Below are 255 nucleotides of genomic sequence, written 5' to 3' on the forward strand. Positions count from 1 at the left end.
GACCAAACTGCAGCAGCAGGTGGACTTTCTCGAGCAGCATCGTGACTACGTGATCACCTTTCACGATGCATTCATGTTCAACAGCCAGGGCATCATCCAGAGCCCGCAGCTCACCGGAAAGCTGCGCAAGGACGCCACCGCGCTGGAACTGATGCAGGGCCGTCCGCTGTCGACGCTGACGGTGTGCTTTCGCAACCTTATCCAGGAACTGCCGCCGGAATTGCTCGGCGTGAAAGTGCTGGATATCTGCTGGTG

At 58.4% G+C, this 255-nt stretch carries 1 pseudogene; it reads left to right on the forward strand.

Features of this window, described 5'->3' with window-relative positions:
* Nucleotides 1–255, forward strand: a pseudogene (locus AAEZ09_RS28720) (glycosyltransferase family 2 protein); the annotation flags it as partial.

Origin of the sequence: Pseudomonas sp. 65/3-MNA-CIBAN-0223, assembly GCF_040310425.1 — a bacterium.
GTDB classification, from domain to species: Bacteria; Pseudomonadota; Gammaproteobacteria; order Pseudomonadales; family Pseudomonadaceae; genus Aquipseudomonas; species Aquipseudomonas gregormendelii.